At 64.0% G+C, this 17,206-nt stretch carries 11 protein-coding genes and 3 pseudogenes; 3 read left to right on the top strand and 11 right to left on the bottom strand.

Annotation, left to right across the window (positions count from 1 at the left end; all coding sequences use genetic code 11):
• Positions 1–14: 14 nt before the first annotated feature.
• A protein-coding gene (locus OKW38_RS27570) for an IS3 family transposase (protein ID WP_429361858.1) occupies positions 15–1,198 on the top strand; the annotation gives its coding sequence in 2 pieces (ribosomal slippage) (positions 15–285 and positions 285–1,198; 1,185 coding nt in all).
• Between the two features lie 456 nt (positions 1,199–1,654).
• Here OKW38_RS27570 and OKW38_RS27565 read toward each other — a convergent pair.
• From OKW38_RS27565 to OKW38_RS27550, 4 genes are all read right to left on the bottom strand, one after another.
• The gene (locus OKW38_RS27565) at positions 1,655–3,109 is read right to left on the bottom strand and encodes an aspartate aminotransferase family protein (protein WP_429364096.1); all 1,455 of its coding nucleotides are present in this window, start codon (positions 3,107–3,109) and stop codon (positions 1,655–1,657) included.
• Between the two features lie 50 nt (positions 3,110–3,159).
• The gene (locus tag OKW38_RS27560) at positions 3,160–4,494 is read right to left on the bottom strand and encodes a glutamine synthetase family protein (protein WP_187610714.1); all 1,335 of its coding nucleotides are present in this window, start codon (positions 4,492–4,494) and stop codon (positions 3,160–3,162) included.
• Between the two features lie 309 nt (positions 4,495–4,803).
• The gene (locus tag OKW38_RS27555; RefSeq protein ID WP_026226309.1) at positions 4,804–5,025 is read right to left on the bottom strand and encodes a hypothetical protein; all 222 of its coding nucleotides are present in this window, start codon (positions 5,023–5,025) and stop codon (positions 4,804–4,806) included.
• A 477-nt stretch (positions 5,026–5,502) separates the two neighbouring features.
• Positions 5,503–5,919 (bottom strand): cupin domain-containing protein, encoded by a 417-nt coding sequence (locus tag OKW38_RS27550; protein ID WP_429333593.1) that lies wholly within the window; start codon positions 5,917–5,919, stop codon positions 5,503–5,505.
• 177 nt (positions 5,920–6,096) lie between these two features.
• On the opposite strand from OKW38_RS27550, the gene OKW38_RS27545 reads away from it, so the two are divergent.
• Positions 6,097–6,702 carry a peroxidase-related enzyme gene (locus tag OKW38_RS27545; protein WP_090806810.1) on the top strand — a complete coding sequence of 202 codons (606 nt, stop codon included), beginning with the start codon at positions 6,097–6,099 and terminating at the stop codon, positions 6,700–6,702.
• A gap of 42 nt (positions 6,703–6,744) precedes the next feature.
• Here the strand turns inward: OKW38_RS27545 and OKW38_RS27540 are convergent.
• From OKW38_RS27540 to OKW38_RS27530, 3 genes and pseudogenes are all read right to left on the bottom strand, one after another.
• Positions 6,745–8,024, bottom strand: a pseudogene (locus OKW38_RS27540) (MFS transporter).
• Positions 8,025–8,106: 82 nt separating this feature from the next.
• A pseudogene (locus tag OKW38_RS27535) lies at positions 8,107–8,301 on the bottom strand (transcriptional regulator); the annotation flags it as partial.
• A gap of 154 nt (positions 8,302–8,455) precedes the next feature.
• Complete coding sequence (locus OKW38_RS27530) at positions 8,456–10,951, bottom strand: filamentous hemagglutinin N-terminal domain-containing protein (RefSeq protein WP_429364094.1); 2,496 nt, start codon at positions 10,949–10,951, stop codon at positions 8,456–8,458.
• Positions 10,952–11,205: 254 nt separating this feature from the next.
• Between OKW38_RS27530 and OKW38_RS27525 the strand changes: the two are divergent.
• Positions 11,206–11,355 (top strand): annotated as a pseudogene (locus OKW38_RS27525) (DDE-type integrase/transposase/recombinase); the annotation flags it as partial.
• Positions 11,356–11,647: 292 nt separating this feature from the next.
• Here OKW38_RS27525 and OKW38_RS27520 read toward each other — a convergent pair.
• From OKW38_RS27520 to tcuA, 4 genes are all read right to left on the bottom strand, one after another.
• Complete coding sequence (locus tag OKW38_RS27520; protein WP_429364092.1) at positions 11,648–13,075, bottom strand: CoA transferase; 1,428 nt, start codon at positions 13,073–13,075, stop codon at positions 11,648–11,650.
• Positions 13,076–13,094: 19 nt separating this feature from the next.
• Entirely contained in the window at positions 13,095–14,408 is a 1,314-nt protein-coding gene (locus tag OKW38_RS27515; RefSeq protein WP_429364090.1) for an MFS transporter, read from the bottom strand.
• Positions 14,409–14,539: 131 nt separating this feature from the next.
• Positions 14,540–15,709, bottom strand: coding sequence for a tricarballylate utilization 4Fe-4S protein TcuB (tcuB, locus tag OKW38_RS27510; RefSeq protein WP_429364088.1), 1,170 nt, complete (start codon positions 15,707–15,709; stop codon positions 14,540–14,542).
• A complete protein-coding gene (gene tcuA / locus OKW38_RS27505; protein ID WP_429364086.1) occupies positions 15,696–17,099 on the bottom strand; it encodes an FAD-dependent tricarballylate dehydrogenase TcuA in 1,404 nt (467 codons plus the stop codon). Before tcuA ends, tcuB begins: the two co-directional genes overlap by 14 nt.
• Positions 17,100–17,206 lie beyond the last annotated feature (107 nt).

Below are 17,206 nucleotides of genomic sequence, written 5' to 3'. Positions count from 1 at the left end.
CAAGGAGAAGAACGATGACAGGCAAGGCAAAGCGGGCACAGTACACGCTCGAATTCAAGCTGGAAGCGGTGCGACTGGTCAAGGCCGGGCAAAGCATGGCAGCAGTGGCGGCGACACTGGGTGTGGTTGAACAGACGCTGTACAACTGGGTGAAGGCTGAGCGGGAAGGCAAGCTGGCGGGAGCTGGGACAAGGCCAGTAAGCCCGGAACAGATGGAGCTGGCCCGGCTGCGTGCGGAGGTAGCTCGCCTGAAGATGGAGCGAGATATTTTAAAAAAAGCCGCTGCGTACTTCGCCAGGGAATCGATGTGAAGTACGCATTCATTGAGCGCAATCGACGCCACTGGCCGGTCTCGGTGCTGTGCGAAGTGCTGGAGGTCAGCCCCAGCGGATATCATCAGCGCCGGCAACTCGCCGCGCAGGGCAGGCCGCACCGAAGCCGCGTGAGCGACGATGCACTGCTCGCAAACATCAAGGCGATTCACGCGCAGGTCAAGGGCGAGTACGGCTGGCCGCGCATGTGGAAGGAACTGCTCGCGCGTGGCGTGCGCGTGGGCAAGGAGCGGGTTCGCAAGCTGATGGCGCAGCATGGCATTCGCGCTCGCCACAAGCGCAAGTACATCGCAACGACGAACTCGAACCACGATTTGCCGGTGGCGCCGAATCTGCTGGAGCGCAATTTCACCGCCACTGCACCGAACCAGGTCTGGACGAGCGATATCACCTATCTGGCGACAGCCGAGGGGTGGGTGTACCTCGCGGTCATCATCGACCTGTTCAGCCGGCAGGTGGTGGGCTGGTCGATGCAGCCGCACATGAAGGCTGAGCTGGTCACGGACGCACTGCGTATGGCGTGGTTCCGGCGCCACCCGGAAGCCGGCGTAATCGTGCACAGCGACCGGGGTAGCCAGTATTGCAGCGGCCTGTTCCAGGACACGTTGAAGGCCTATGGCATGAGTTCGTCGATGAGCCGACGCGGCGATTGCTGGGATAACGCGCCGACCGAAAGTCTGTGGGGTTCGCTGAAGGTAGCACGCATGCATGGCCGGCACTTCGCCACGCGGCGTGCCGCAATGGATGAGGTGATTGACTGGCTGGGCTTTTACAATGCACGCCGGTTACACTCGACACTCGACTACGTCAGTCCCATGACATTCGAGAAAAACTGGTTCGCAGCCCAGCAAGGCGAGGCTGCGTAATTTCCTCGGTTAAGGGATTCGCCAAACAGGGGCAAGGTCATGGAGACGCGCAAGGAGAAGGCGTGGCATTTCCTCGCGTCGGACGACGGCTGACGGCCAGGCGGCCGTCGAACAGATCAACGAGGGGTGCTCGACGGAACGAAGTCGCCCGGTCAATGCGCCCGCGATCGGCGACCTGTTCGATCTTTTCGACTTCGACCGGGACGCCGACACGCACGGGCATCATGACGGGTCGCACCCGGACCATGATGCAGGCAACGGCGGTAAGGGCTGGTGGCCTCTCTGACCATAACCTGGAACGCTCGCGCGACCGGTACAACGTAAAGTAGGACCGCAGCGCGTTCCGGCGGCGGTCACGGGGGGCAGATGATTGGTGCGATCCTGCGGCTGACCGGCGATTTGAAGGCTGTGCGGGCACTCGAGGGCTGAGGGAAACTGAATCGCAACCATGCAGTGCTATCGGATGCCCACCTGCCGCGCGGTCGCATCGATCGCCGCTTCTGCCTTCGAGACGATTTCGTCGATTTCCGGCCGGCTGACCACGAGCGGCGGCGACAGCAGCATCCGGTCGCCGCTCGCGCGCATGATCAGATTGCCGTTGAAGCAGAAGTCGCGGCAGATCGTACCGACATCGCCGCCATTCGCGAAGCGCTTGCGCTCGAGCGGCTTCTCGGCGAGTTGCACGCCCGCCACGAGGCCCGCGCCGCTGATCTCGCCAACGATAGGATGACCGGCGAACGTCTCACGCAGCTTCTTCTGAAAGTACGGACCCGTATCTACTTTGACGCGCTCCACGATCCTCTCGTCGCGCAGCAGTTTCAGATTCGCAAGCGCGACGGCCGCCGCGACCGGATGCCCGGAGTAGGTGAGGCCATGATTGAAGTCACCGTTGTCGATCAGTGCGCGGGCGACGCGATCATGTAGACCGACAGCCCCCATCGGCACGTAACCGCTCGTCAGTCCCTTCGCGAGCGTGATCAGGTCCGGCTCGAAGCCGAAGTGCTGATGCGCGAACCATTCGCCGGTTCGGCCGAAGCCGCCGATCACTTCGTCCGCGACGAGCAGCACGTCGTACTTGCGGCAAATGCGCTCGATTTCCGGCCAATACGTCTCAGCCGGAAAAATCACGCCGCCCGCTCCCTGGAAAGGCTCACCGATAAATGCGGCGACATTGTCCGCACCGAGTTCGAGAATCTTCGCTTCGAGCTGCCGCGCGCGAGCCAGTGCGAATTCTTCCGCCGTCTGATCGCTTGCCGCTTCGCCGAAGAAATAGGGCTGATCGATATGTACGATGTTCTCGACTTTCGATGGCATCTGCTCATGCATATAAGCCATGCCGCCGAGCGTGCCGCCCGCGATCGTCGACCCGTGATAAGCGTTTTTGCGCGCGATGACGAACTTCCTCGCGGGCTGTCGTTGCGTCGCCCAGTATTGATGGACGATGCGCAGCACGGTGTCGTTGCCTTCCGAGCCGCTGTTGCAGTAGAAGAAGTGATTGAATGGCGCGGGCGTCAGTTCGGCGAGCAGGGCAGACAGTTCAATCACGGGCGGATGCGTCGTCTTGAAGAACGTGTTGTAGTACGGCAGTTCCCGCATCTGCCGGAATGCGGCGTCGGCCAGTTCCTGGCGGCCGTAGCCGACGTTCACGCACCACAGTCCCGCCATGCCGTCGATGATCTTGTTGCCCTCCGAGTCCCACAGGTACACGCCTTGCGCCTTGACGATCACGCGAGAACCCGCGCGATTGAGCGAGCCCATATCCGAGAATGGGTGGATGTGATGCGCGGCATCGAGCGCGCGGTATTCGGCGGTGCTGCGAGATGTGGCTTGCGAGGTCGGCGCGTCTTTCGTGCCGCCATGCTGCGACGTTTCCTTTTGCGCATACATTACGTCTTCATTCTTATAGCTCATACTGCCCTCCGTCTTTTCAAGGTTCTCATTGACCGATTGGCCCGCAGCACTCAAACGTGCAGCAGCAAATGCCGGCGTTCCCACGAACTGATCACGCGGAAAAACGCTTCGTATTCGGTCTCTTTCAACGCGAGATACGCGCGGACGAACTGCTCGCCGAGTACTTCGGCAATCGGTTCGCACGCGCTCATCGACGTCAAGCCTTCTTCGAGATTGCGCGGTAATTGATAGGGCAGGGCATAGCCGTCGCTCGCCAGCGGTTCGGTCGCGGCGAGCCGCTGCGTAATGCCCAGATAACCCGCCGCCAAGGTCGCGGCAATCGCCAGATACGGATTGCAATCGACACCCGGAATCCGGTTCTCGATGCGGCGCGCGACTGGCGCGGAATGCGGAACCCGGAAGCCGACCGTGCGATTGTCATAACCCCACGCGACATTGATCGGCGCGGCCATGAAACGCGACAGACGCCGGTACGAATTGATGTACGGCGCGAAGATCGGCATCAGCGCCGGCGTGTATTTCTGCAAGCCGGCGATATAGCCGGTGAACAGCGAGGTCGGCTCGCCGTCGGCGGCGGTGAAGAGGTTGCGGCCGGTTTCCATATCGACGAGGCTTTGATGCATGTGCATCGCCGAGCCCGGCTCACCTTCCATCGGCTTCGCCATGAAAGTCGCGTACATCTTGTGACGCAACGCCGCTTCGCGCACGGTGCGCTTGAAGAGAAACACACTGTCCGCGAGCTTGAGCGGATCGCCGTGCATGAAGTTGATTTCCATCTGCGCGGCGCCGACTTCGTGTATCAGCGTATCGACTTCGAGTTCCTGCACGTCGCAGTACTCGTAGATGTCTTCGAACAACGGGTCGAATTCGTTGACCGCTTCGATCGAATACGCCTGGCGTCCGGTTTCCGCGCGACCCGTACGTCCGACGGGCGGTTGCAACGGCAGATCGGGATCGCGGTTCATGTCGACCAGATAGAACTCGAGCTCCGGCGCGATCACCGGTTTCCAGCCGCGCGCCTTATATAGATCGAGCACGCGCCGCAGCACGCAGCGCGGCGAGATTTCGACCGGCGTGCCGTCGAAATGCACGCAATCGTGAATCACCTGCGCGGTCGGGTCGACTGCCCACGGAATCATCCGGATCGTGCTCGCGTCGGGTACGCACACCATGTCGGGATCGGTGACGCCGGTCAGCGAATCGCTTTGCGGATAGTCGCCGGTGACGGTCTGGATCATCACCGCCTGCGGCAGACGCATCGATTCGCCCGATTCGAACTTGCTGCGCGGAATGATCTTGCCGCGCGCGATGCCGGCCATGTCCGGAATAATTGCTTCGATTTCGGTGACATGATGCTTTTTCAGAAATTCGTCGATGTCATGCATGATTGTTCTCTCTGTTTTGGTCCGCGATCTGGGTCATGTGTGCAGGGTTTCGTGTATTCATGCGCGGGCGACACGCGTCGCCGAAGGCGCGAAATATCGCGCGGCGAGGTGGGAAAACGCGAAGGCGAGTCGACGCCAAAGCGAATCCGCGCAATAACGCGCAGCGCTTACCCGATTAGAAGCGGCTCGATTGAATCCGTCGCGATGCGCGGTGATCAGTCAGTGCCGCGCGGACGCAAGCAGCCAGCTCGCGAAAACGCGAGCAAACGGACGAATCGAGCAGCGAAAAGAGATGAAAGAGGAGAGGCGCTACGGCAGCAGCGAAGCGACTTCGTCTGTGCGCACCGCGATGAACGCGCGCGCGGAGAGGACGTTGCGGCGTCGAACGGAACGACGCGACAGGACTGTGATGACGGACAGAAAGCGGCGAAACGCAAGGCTGCCGTTGCTGCCGTCGGCGCTGGCGCCGTCAGCGCAAGTACAACGCGCCTGACTGCGATTCCAATTCACCAAAGGGCCTCGGACTCTCACGATGACACTCGACTGGCGTAGTTGAGGGCATTGAACGGCCTGTTTCGAATCCACAGCGGATATTGAAGAAACAGGACACGGGTTGATCGAGAAGAAACGGTACTGGACGGTAGTAGCTTAATTCGCCGCGCCGCCCACAAGATCTCCCACTAGCTAGGATATACGAGCTAAAAATGCCGTCAATTTATTTTTAGATTTTGGCAAAGCGGCATCGAGCGTGATGCCGCGTGTTTCGTCTACTGTTCATTCACTCCGCAAGACGTACGGCGATCTTCGCGGCGGTTCTGGTCGGCTTTAGCACAGGTGGCGAGTCGGCGATGTGAAAGAACGCCGACGAAATCGCGCGCGACCGACGAATGGGCGCGGCGCACGACGCGGCGCGGCATGCATGCGCCGCGCGGCAAGTGGATCAAACCGGTTTGAGAAGCATGATTTGCCTCGCTTCAGGCGAGGCGGTCCGGGAAGAGGCCCGTTGCCTCACGCATCCTCGGACGGATCATAGGGCACCACGCGCTCATGCTCGTCCGCGTGATTGCGCGCGACGATCGCGCGCGCCGGGGCGTTCGCGTCGAGATTGAACGGCTGATGCGGCACGCCCGGCGGAATGAACAGGAAGTCGCCCGGCTCGGTGATGACCGACTCGCGCAAGCCCGGGCCGTAGCGCGTCTCGATCTTGCCTTCGAGCATATAGATCGCCGTCTCGTAGTCGGCGTGAAAGTGCGGCTCCGCATGGCCGCCCGGCGGGACCACGACCATGTACATCGACAGCCCGGTGCTGCCCGCGGTGCCCGCCGAAATGCCGACGAAATAGGGCAGCCGCTGCATCGTCGCGATTTCCCGTTCGGGCCGCAGCTTGACCACCGGGGCCCGCGCGTCGTGTGTAACGTTTGACATGGTCGCTCCTTTCGTCGCCGCCGTGCCGGGCGGCTTCACGCATGCCGAGCTGAAAGTCTAGACGATACGGGCGGCAATGTGGGACGTGATCGAGCGGACCTGGTGAAGCGCGGGCGAGCGCGAAATCGCGTTGCTACAATGGTCGGCATACCCCGACAGAGATCACGGAGACAGCGCATGGCCACGCTTCAGCCCATCAGCCGCTACCCGGTGCCCGAGCCGAGCGAGTGGCCCGAAGACATCAGTGCCCGCATTCTCGAAGTGCAGGAGAAAGCGGGTTTCGTGCCGAACGTGTTTCTGACGCTCGCGCATCGGCCCGACGAATTCCGCGCGTTCTTCGCTTATCACGATGCGTTGATGCTGAAAGAGGGCGGTCTAACGAAAGGCGAGCGGGAGATGATCGTGGTCGCGACGAGCGCGGTCAACGATTGTCTTTACTGCGTGGTCGCCCACGGCGCGATTCTGCGCATCTACGAAAAAGCGCCGCTGCTCGCCGATCAGGTCGCGGTCAATCACCGCAAGGCCGACATCACGGACCGCCAGAAGGCGATGCTCGATTTCGCGCTGAAGGTGTGCCGCGCGTCGGGCACGGTCGACGAAGAAGACTTCCAGACACTGCGCGGCCACGGCTTCACCGATGAAGACATCTGGGACATCGCGGCAATCACCGCGTTTTTCGGGCTGTCGAACCGGATGGCCAACGTGATCTCGATGCGTCCGAACGACGAGTTCTATCTGATGGGGCGTGTGCCGAAAGCCGCGGCGGATGCACCGAAAAAGTAGCCTCGACTGGAATCGCTTCAGCATCTCTATCGGCAATTCGCATCACGCCTGCGCGGGGCGAGATGAACGCCGCGCGGGCGTCATCACCACGGTGTCGTCGATCGGGAAATGCAGCAGTGCCGCGATCAATCCCGCCGCGACCGTCGCTACCCATAGCAGTGAGTACGAGCCCGTCAGATCGAACATAAGACCACCGAGCCACGCGCCGAGAAACGAGCCGATCTGATGGCTCAGAAAGCACACGCCGAACAGGCTGCCGAGGTGACGCGTGCCGAACACCTTGGCGACTAGCCCGCTCGTCAGCGGTACGGTGCCGAGCCACGTGAGGCCCATCACCGCCGCGAAAATCACCACGGACACAGCGCTTTTCGGCAGCGCGAAGAACGCGGCGATCGTCGCGCTGCGAATCAGATAAAGCCAGCCGAGCACATGATGTTGGCGGAACCGGCCGCCGAGCCAACCACATGCCCAACTGCCCGCCATGTTGAACAGGCCGATCAGCGCAAGCGCGGTGGCGCCCAGTCCGATCGGCATATGACACAGCGTCAGATACTCGGGCAGATGCGTCGCGATGAACGCGAGCTGAAAGCCGCAGGTGAAGAAGCCGAGCGTCAGCAAGCGGTAGCCGCGATGGCGCATCGCTTGTGACAGAACCTCGCGCAGCGGCGCCGCGGGCGCGTCCTCGAACCGCGCCTGAGCCGTCGCGTGGATCGGCGCACGCCAGTCGAGCACGATGCCGAGCGGCGCGATCAGCAGCATGGCGAAAGCGAGCACGAATAGCGATGTCGCGATGCCCGAATGCAGCCGGATGCCTTGTACGAGCGGCACCATCAGCACCTGTCCGGCAGAGCCGCCCGCGCTGACGAGCCCCATCGCGACGCTGCGCTTCTCCGGCGACGCAACGCGGCCGACCCCTGGCAACACCACGCCGAAGGTCGTGCAGCTCACGCCGATGCCGACCAGCAATCCCATGCCGGTCAGGTCACCAGCAGCGCACCGCTCGGGGCGACCGCCGACAGCGCGAGGCCGGCCGCGAATATCGAAGCGCCGAACGCGACGACCGGCGCCGAGCCATAGCGATCCGCGGCCGCGCCCGCGAGCGGCTGCGCGAAGCCCCACACGAGGTTGTGCAGCGCGATCGCGAAAGCGATCAGCGGGACCGGCAGACCACGGTCGAACGAGAACGGGCCGATGAACAGGCCGAAGGTCTGGCGGCTGCCCATCGCGGCGCTCAGGATCAGCGCACCGGCGACGATCACGAGCGTCGTGGTGACGGTCGTCGCGGGAGCGAGGGCGGGTTGCTTGCTATGGGTCGTCGACATGGCGGCTCCTCTTTGGCCACCATCGTCGCAGCCCGCCGCGCAGCCGGCAAAGGAAAAGATGTCGACGACAGGTGAGTGTGGCTCACCTATGCGCTGCTACGTCGTCGTCCGCCGCCGCGTCCGCATGCGCGTCGAAGGCCGCCGCCTCGTCGACGAGCCAACGTTTGAAATCGGCGAGCTCGGGCCGCCGGATCGCGCCGTCCGCATTCTCCGCGCTGACCAGCCAGTAGGCGGTAGTCGATGCGACGGTGGGCGCGCAGCCGGACGTCAGCTTCCCGCATCAGCGAACTCGCACTCCCGACCCCAACGAGACATCCGACCTTGGATTTGCAGTCGTCCGTTGCCAAGCGGGATCTGGCCATTCAGGAAACCGGTTCCGCGCACTGGCGATACCACGGCAACCGAGAGCCGCGTCGGAGTAATCGGCCCCCTCAAGGATCGAGTTGCCAACGCAGTACGGGATGGGTCGCGCCGGCCGGCAATGCCCAGACGCCGGTTGAACTGAAGTCGAACGTCGGGCCGAAGCTCGATGGCACGCTCATCTGCGCGGTGGTGAGTCCATTCGCGATCGGCACGGGGGTACCCGTGCCCACGCCGACCGTGGCTCCGGTTGTCTGCGTGTCCCAGAACACGTCGTTGGCGATCGTGCCGGTATTGCTGGTCGCAACACCGAGCGCGGGCGGCCCCAAGCCTGGGATAATTTCCTGGACGACGTTGCCCGTCGCGAAGGATTGCTCGATCGTGCCGGTGTTGCTTTGAACGAGCGCGGCGCTCCCCGAGCCAAAGCAGGGCTCGCCGCCGCCGCCACCGCAGTAGTCGGGCGTGAACGTAACGGTCCCGGTCGCATATGACTGCGTAATCAGACCGTCGTTCGTGCCTACCAGACCGCCGGCGCCTTGAGTGTGAGCAAAGGCATTCACGGTGCCCGGCCCAAACGGTGGCGGGATGTCCGGGCTTTGCGCTTCGTACGACTGCCGGATCACGCCGGTGCTGAAGTTGTATCCGACGAGGCCGCCCAACACGCCCTCGCTCACCATCGACGCGTCGCTGGACGAGCGTGTGATCGTGCCGTAATTCGAGCCCACCAGGCCGCCGCTCATCGAATCGATCGAGACGAAAGGGTTAGACAGCGAAAGGCTGCCACTCGTCTGGGCATGCACGATCAGGCCGTCGTTGACGCCGGCCAGGACGCCAAAGGAGCCATAGCCGCTGATGCTTACGAAGCCATTTACGCTGACGTTGCGAACGACGGCCGTCGCGCCGATCACACCGAACAGACCACTCGCTGCCGCGGGATTCGCCGGATCGCTTGTGGCGGGAACACTCTGCCTCGCATTCAGATTCGAGATCGTTTGGCCCATGCCGTCGAACTGTCCAGCGAACGGCGCGGCGCCTGTTCCGATCGGTACATAAAGACCTGCGCCGTAGCTTGGCGTGCTGATGTCGATGTCCTTGCCGAGCGCATAGTCGCCGGCAAGATCGAGCGATATATTTTCCAGATCCGCGAGCGAATTGACGAGCCGGTAGCCGGTAATCTGAGTGATCAGTCCGCTGTCGGACGGTGCCGTCCAGGCCGTGTTGGCAAGCAGCGTCCCCGGTGCGTAGGTGCCGTTCATGTCGTACAGCGCGCTGACCGTCCCGGTGCTTTTCGACCAGTCGATCGTGCCGCCGTTCGTCACGCTGCCGCCGTTATCGATGCCCGTCGCGTCCGCGCGCAGCGTGAGGTCACCAGAACCCGTGTCGCGGATCTTCGTGCCCGACGAAAGCGCGACGTTATGGTAAGCCGCGAGCGTCAGCGCCGACGCACCGTGCCAGTCGATATCGGATGCGATCAGCAGGTCTCCGGCCGCACCATTGGCGCCGATGGTCGTCAGGTCGACCGTGCTGCCCGCATTCAGGCTGCGCTCGAGCGCACGCGCGACTGAGGCGTCCACGGTGAGCGCTGGCGTCGCGATGTTCCATCGACCGGCGTACACGGCGGCGCCCCGCTGGAACGACAGTTGCGCTGCCTCGGTATCAACCGTGCCTCCGCTGCCGTCAGCGTTCTTCGCCACGATCGCGCCTTGTTGCGACACCATGCCGTCGTCCGCCACGAGCCACACGTGGCCGTCGCGGGTCGCCGTGCCCGTCGCACGGATGCGCGCGCCGCCGCCCGCGAGCGCGTACACGTTGCCGTCCGCGGCTTGCAGGCTGATCTGCGCGGCGCGCGTGATACCCGAATCAATCACATTGCCCGCGCTGCCCGCCTGGACGAATACCTGTTGGCCGCTCGACGAGTCCTGCAGCAGCACCTTCGATCCGGCCGCGAATTCCGCCGTGCCCTCAGGCGCATTGACAGTTCCCGCGTTGATCACGGTCCGGGCGAGCAGGAACACGTCGCCGCCACTGGAGCTGATCTTCCCGAGATTCACGACTACTGCGGCCGAGTTGCCCGACAGGGTAAGCGCGCCGCCGTTCATGAACGCGCAGTCGCATGTGTCCAGCGTGGATGCAACGAAGCGTCCGCCCGTCGCCACCACGCCGGATCGACCCACGACGATGCCTTGCGGATTGATCACGTAGACACTGCCCGTGGCACTGAGCATGCCGAGGATCGCTGAGAGCGAGCCACCCGTCACCCGGTTCAGGGTTGCGCCCGTGCCGTTGGCGAACGTGACGCTGTTGTGCCTGCCGATCGAGAAGCTGTTCCAGTCGATCACACCGCGTGTCGAACCGGGTTGCGTGATCACGAGGCTGTTGCCCGCGCCCGCTATCGTGCCAGTGCCAGCGACGTAATGGCCGCCCTGCGGCAGGCTGCCCGCCGCGAACGCCACGGGTGTCAGGCAGAGTCCCGTCAGCGAAATGCCGATAGCGAGCCAGAGGTGTCCGCGCGAGTGCTGTCGATTCCGTGCGCGTCCCGCGGACCGAGGTCGTTCCGGACGTGACATACAGCCCCCTTTCCGCATGCATGCGGAATGGCCGCCAACGACCCGCGGAGCCGACCGGAGACGCGTGAGTCGCCGTGTCTGAAGAATAGCAGTTGGCGTCGCGCATGCATGCCGATATCTCAGCGTCTGGCGCCTTCTTATGGGGGCTTTTGTGCCATCTGACGCGTGGCGAGACTTATGATGCGCGTCGATAAGATCCGACGCCAAATTGCGTCAGGGCAACAAGAGCAGCGACTGCGTCTTCTACTGTGTCGGTCTCAAGGTATCTCAACAATCTGATCGAACAGGACCATCGCCACATCAAGTCCCGGACCAATGCCATGCTCGGCTTCAAGCGTTTCAGGAACGCCGCGATCACTCTGGCCGGCATTGAGTTGATGCATGGCATTAGCGAAGGCCAATTCAATCTCGCAAAGCTCGGCCTCAAAGATGCCACTGTACCCACCGTATGGAATGTGCCCACCGTATGGAATGCGGTCCTGTCTTATCAATTATCTGCGCCACGCAGGAAGTTTAAGCGCAAACGCCGGCAATCGGCGGCCCTGTGCCACTTAGCCAGGCTGTCCGCCGCAGCCGGGTTGTATTGCGCCGGCCATCCGGAGCTCGTGCGCCGCCGCCTCGTCGATAAGGATGGGAGCCGCGAGGCTTAACGAATGGATCCCTACGACAGTTCATCGGCAGCGCATGCGCAAGACTTCAGGGCCAGCATGGGGGCGCGCTGCCTAGTGCGCTAGCCGGCAAATCCCAGTGCACGTCGACGCCGGCGATCCGCCACGGCGCCGCAATGCGGCGAGCCGGCCCCCATGGAGTCGATTCGATCGCCGCGCTCGCGTCGGCTGCGGATTCCGAGGCGAGCGAGGTGTCGTCCCACGGTGCGTTGAAGTCGATGAGCAGTCTTGCGGTCTGGGCGAGCGAGAGTCGCGCGCGCGTCGCGATGCCGTGCTCGAGCCGGCGCTTCAGGCCGCGCAGCACCGCGGCCGCCACCAGATAGCCGGTGGCGTGGTCCAGCGCCTGCACCGGTAGCGGGACGGGCGAGGCGGATGCGCGCCAGCGCATTCCCGCGTCGGCGATGCCGCTGCTCATCTGCACCAGGCTATCGAAGCCGCGACGCATCCCCCAAGGTCCGCTCCAGCCGTAAGCATCGAGGCTGACGTCTACGAGCCCGCGCGCGAGGCGCTCGCGCGTGGCCGCGTCAAAGCCGAGCCGGTCGAGCGCGCCCGGGCGCAGGCCGTGCACGAGCACATCGGCGTCCGCCAGTAGCCCAGCAAACGTCGTATGTCCGGATAACGTTTTCAAGTCGAGCCGGGCGCAGCGCTTGCCGAGCGTGACGTCCGGCACGGCGCCGGGCTCGTCCCAGTCCGGGGGATCGATGCGCAAGACCGTCGCGCCCAGGCCCGCAAGAAAGCGCGTAGCCGTCGGCCCGGCGAGCACGCGCGTCACGTCGAGCACGCGCACGCCGTCAAGCGGTCGCTTGAGCTCGATGGGCCAGCCGGGCACGGTGCCAGTTGGCCCCTTGTCGTACGCGACGACCGGTTCGGCCGCTACCGCGCTGCCTTGTGGATGCGTACGCCACGCGTCGGCGTCGCGCATCTGCGCGGCACAACCGCCTGCATCGATGATCGCCTGTTCGAGGTCGGCGCCTTCCCATGTCGCGACGGCTGCGGCGGCCGCGTGGCGGTCGGCGACCGCGCCGAGCGTGCGACGCACGGCCGCCCGGTGATGAGCCGCGTTAGCATGCAGGCGGATCCAGCCATCGCGGGTCGGGTAGTCGCCCGTCAATGGATCGCGCAACGGGGGAACCTGCCAACCGTCCGGGCGCAGCGACGTCGCAAACCAGAACGAGGCAAGCCGCCGGTCGACTTCGACAGCCGCGGGTTGGCGGGTCTGAAAGGGGGATGAAGTGGGCTCGTCCGAGAGCGAGCGCGCGGCGTGCGGATGCGCATGCGCGAGCAGTTCGTCGACTGCGAGCGCCGCGGCGGCGACCGACGCGGCGGCGAAGTCGGTGACTGCGAACGCCGACGGCAGACTGCCGGTGCCGCGAAAGGCGAGTCGGTCGACATCGTCGGCCTGGCCGCCGAGCGCATTCCACAGGGTGCGGGTCAGGGCGAGCGAGGCAGACGACATCGCGTTGCTCCTTGCCGAATCAGAATTCGAGATCGACGCCCTTGGTTTCCGGCGTCGCGAGGATCGCCAGGATTGCCGCCACGGCGTAGACCATCACGAAGAGACCGATATAAATATAGGCTCGATGGATCCCGTACGCATGCAGGATCAGGCCGGCGATGATCGGAATGAGCCCCCCGCCGTAGACCTGCGACACCTGATAGGCGGCGCTCGCGCCCGACGCGCGGAAGCGCGTCGGGAAGTTCTCGGTATAGAAGGTCGGGATCGCGCCATATCCGAAGCCGAACACGAAGCCGAAGCCGATCACCTCGGCGAGCACCGCGAGCCAGAAGTTGCCGGTGTTGATCAGGTAGAAATAGGGGATCGCCCACACGAGGAAGACCACGGCCGAGATCAGCAGGATCGTGCGTCGGTTGATGACGTCCGCGAGCAGCGAGCCGATGATCATGAACACTAGCATCGAAGCGGCAGCGATGAGGCCGATCGTTTCCGCGAGTGTTCCGGCGAAGCCGACCGCTTTCATGTAGCTCGTGCCGAACACGAAGCTCAGGAAGAACGCGCCGCCGAACATCGCGTTCACGAGCGACGTGCGCAAGATGCGTAGCGGCATTTCCTTCCACACGCGAGCGGCCGGACTTTTGAGCGTTTCGGCGCCATGCTTGAAGCGCTCGAACACGAAGCTGTCCATGGTGCGGGTCCGGATCACGATGCCGACGATCGCCACCGCGAAGCCGACATAAAAGAAGATCCGCCAGCCCCAGGCGGTGAACTGCTCGGGCGACATCAGCGACTTGACCAGGATGACCGAGCCGAAGCCGAGGAGGAGGCCAAGCGGGATCGCGAATCCGACCCAGGCTCCCCAGAACGCGCGACGCTTGGACTTCGCCGCCTGCTCGACGACCCACGTCGCAGCGGTGCCGAATTCGGCGCCGAAGCTGATGCCCTGCACCAGGCGGAACAGGATCAGGAGGATGGGGGCGGCGGCGCCGATGCTGTCGTAAGTCGGCGTCAGTCCGATTAAAAGCGTGCTCACGCCCATCAGCAACAGCGCATAGACCATCGCGTCCCTGCGGCCTTTGCGATCGGCGATGTTCCCGAAGATGAACGCGCCTACGGGGCGGATCACGATGCCCAATCCGTACACGCCGATCGCGGCCGCGATGGCGGCGAGATTGGGCAGCTTGAAGAAGATCTCGCCCCAGACGGTGGCGGCGATAATCCCCGTGACGAGGAAGTCGTACTGCTCGATGACCGACCCGATGATGCTGGCCAGCGCAACCTTGAAAATCTGCTGCTGCGAGGGCGCTGCTACACCTTTTTCGATTGTTGCCATTTTTTGTCTCCTTGCGCTCGTTAACCGTATCCTGGAGCGTGATGTGCGCCCCGTCGGAGTGTGGTCCGAATCATCCGCGTTTCTGCGTGCTTTTATTAATTAAAGCTATTCTCTGTCTGCAGTCTACTGCGTTAATCGTCGGCAAGGCTCAGGCAATTCGGCTGGCGGCGCTCGATCGCCCACTTGAGCAATGCTGCCGCGCGCAGCGGCCCATGCGCGAATTTTCCGTAAGGCATCGTCAGGAACAAGGCGATCACTGCGCCCAGATGAAGCGCGAGCAGCGTAGGCATCGCCGCGCTCGCGCGCCACGCGGCGAGCGCGAGTCCGCTCACGGCGATGAACAGCAGCATCGCAATGAAGCCGAGATCCATCGGTTTTTGTTGCGCATCGCCCTGCAGCGGGTGTCGGCGCAGATTCAGCCATCCGAGGCCGAGCGTGCCGGCCGTGATGCCGATGCCGCCCGCGATGCCCAGCAGCGCCGGCAGGCTCATGTACGCATACGGCGCTTCGAGACCGAGCAGGTAGTGATAGAGCGTGGCGACGCTCGTTGACAGGAAGCACAGCAGAAAGCCGTAGAAGGTGGTCTGATGGAAGTGTCGGCGGGCGAGCGAGAAGCGGTCGTCGTCGTTGTTGCAGCCGTCGCCGTGGCCGCCACCGAGATACTTGAGCGTGGCCACCGCCGCGCCGGCCTCGGCCGTTTCCGCGGCACTCGCCACGCCGGGCCCCATCTCGCGCCAGAAGCGCCGCACGCCGACGCCAAGCGCAACGACCGCGAACAGGAACACCGGCGCGAACACGCCGACCATCAGCCGGTGCGGGAATACATCGTAGAAGCTGCCTCCGGGCGCGGCGCGCCATAGGGTGCCGCGCAGCGCGAGCGCGAGAATCAGGAACAGCGCGAAGCCGGCGGCGAGTGCCAGCGAGACCACGAGCCCGTTGCGCTCGTAAAGTCTGCCGAAAGCGCTTGGCCACGCGTAAAGGCGGTACGTGCGCAGGCGCACGCGAGCCATCGCCTGAGGCACGTTCACCGCGAACTCATGCGGCGGCGCGTACTGGCACGCGTGCAGGCAGGCGCCGCAGTTGTGGCACAGGTTCGCGAGGTAATGCACGTCGGCGTTGCCGAACTCCAGACGCCGTGTCATTGCTGGAAATACCGCGCAAAAGCCTTCGCAATAGCGGCATGCATTGCAGATCTGCAGGATGCGCGCGACTTCGTTCTCCGCGGTGGCGGCGGGTGGGACGAACGACGAACCATCCGCCGCGGCCCGGGCATCGCGGATCAGGATCTCAAGCGGCTGCATCTGCGTGTTCCTGGCGTGCTGCGGCGGCCGCGTTGCTCCCCGCGATGCGGCCGAAGGCCGTTCCGATGCTCATGCCGACGCCCGCCGTGTAACCTTGGCCGAGCACGTTGCCCGCCATCATTTCGCCGGCCACGAACAGGTTCGGGCTGGGGACGCCGCCGAAGTGGACGGCGGCTGTCTGATCGGTCTTCAGGCCGAGATAGGTGAAGGTGACGCCCGGCCGCAGCGCATAGCCGAAGAAGGGCGCGGTGTCGATCGGACGCGCCCAGTGTGTCTTGGCCGGCGTGAGGCTTTCGGTGTGGCAGTCGTCGAGCTGCGTGTGGTCGAACGTGCCGGGCCGGCACGCCGCGTTGTAGGTGTCGAGCGTCTGCATGAAGCGCGCATCGTCAAGGTCGAGCGCGCGGGCGAGTTCCCGCTGGCTGTTCGCCCGCGCGCCGGGAAACACGGGCGGCATGAAACGGCCGACGGCTTTTGCATCGATTATCGAATAGGCAATCTGGCCCGGTTGCTGCGCGACGAGCCGGCCCCAGATCGCATAGCGCTTTGGCCAGAAGTCCTCGCCTTCGTCGTAAAAGCGCACGGCCTCCCGGTTGACGACGATGCCGAGCGATACGCAATCGATGCGCGTGCAGATTCCCCCATCGTAGAGCGGCGCTCGCGCGTCGATCGCAACCATGTGAGCCTGCATCGGGTCGCCGATGCGGTCCGCGCCGGCGTCGAGCATGAAGCGCAGCAGCGTGCCGTTGTTGAAGCGCGAGCCGCGGATCAGGAAGTTGTCGGCCGGGTACTCGCCGCGCTCGTTCTGTCCCCACGCGGCGCGCAGCCACTCGCGGTTCGATTCGAAGCCGCCGGCTGCAAGCACGCAGCTGCGCGCCGCGATGCGTTCGTCGGCCACATAAGCCGCGACGAAGCGCGGGCCGTCGAGCTCGAGCCGGTCGACGGGCGCATCGTAGCGTATCTGTACGCCGAGCTGCCCGGCGCTGCGGTAGTACGCGTTGACGAGCGCCTTACCGCCGCCCATGAAAAACGCATTGGTGCGCGCCGTATGGAGCGCACCCGACAGCGACGGCTGGAAACGCACGCCGTGACGGTGCATCCACGGACGGCAGCTCGACGAGGCCCGGATCACGAGGCGGGCGAGCGCTTCGTTCGTCTGCCCGCCCGTGACCTTCAACAGGTCCTGCCAGAACTCCTCTTCGGGATACTCGCCGACGAGCACGTCCTGAGGGGTATCGTGCATGCAGCGCAGATTGCGCGTGTGCTGTGAATTGCCGCCGCGCCATTCGCGCGGCGACGTTTCGACGAGCAGCACCGAAGCGCCCGCTTCGCGCGCCATCAGCGCCGCGCAGAGGCCGGCATTGCCGCCGCCGATTACAAGGACATCGACCATGTCAATTGCAACCAGAATATCCAACCAGGGTATCGATCGATTGGAAATAAGCACCAATCACGCCCGCGCTGTCCGATGAGCATTTCGATCTGAACGATCTCGTCGCA

It is taken from the genome of Paraburkholderia sp. MM5496-R1, from assembly GCF_050436205.1.
Lineage (GTDB): Bacteria > Pseudomonadota > Gammaproteobacteria > Burkholderiales > Burkholderiaceae > Paraburkholderia > Paraburkholderia tuberum.
The sequence above is the reverse complement of the archived record's forward strand: the minus strand, read 5'-3'. Positions and strand labels throughout refer to the sequence as shown.